The sequence below is a fragment of the Mesorhizobium sp. M2E.F.Ca.ET.209.01.1.1 genome (assembly GCF_004010375.2).
Taxonomy (GTDB): domain Bacteria; phylum Pseudomonadota; class Alphaproteobacteria; order Rhizobiales; family Rhizobiaceae; genus Mesorhizobium.
In genome coordinates, this window is sequence record NZ_SADP02000757.1 from 1 (window position 1) to 324 (window position 324).

The 324-nt window shown below is 63.0% G+C and carries 1 protein-coding gene; it reads right to left on the bottom strand.

Annotated features, from left to right (window positions below):
- On the bottom strand, window positions 1-284 hold a 284-nt coding region (locus tag EN852_RS37770; protein ID WP_348643541.1), incomplete at its 3' end, for an aldehyde dehydrogenase family protein.
- Between the last annotated feature and the right edge of the window lie 40 nt (window positions 285-324).

Sequence of the window (324 nt, forward strand, 5' to 3'; positions counted from 1 at the left end):
TGTTTGTTGACCAGCGGCCCATGCGTGGTCCTGTCCGCGCGCGGGTCGCCCACGACCATTGCAGCCACCGTGGACTTGGCGAGTTCAAGGCACTCATCAAGTTGGTTCTCGTGAACCAGCATGCGGGTCGGCGCCTGGCACGACTGTCCGCTGTTACGGAAAGCACGTATGACACCAGCAGGCACCGACCTGCCGAGGTGATTGCCGGGAAGCAGGATGTTGGCAGACTTGCCGCCCAACTCCTGGTGCACCCTCTTGACGGTTGCAGCAGCGTCGATGGCCACTTGGATCCCCGCGCGCGTCGAGCCCGTGAACGACACCATA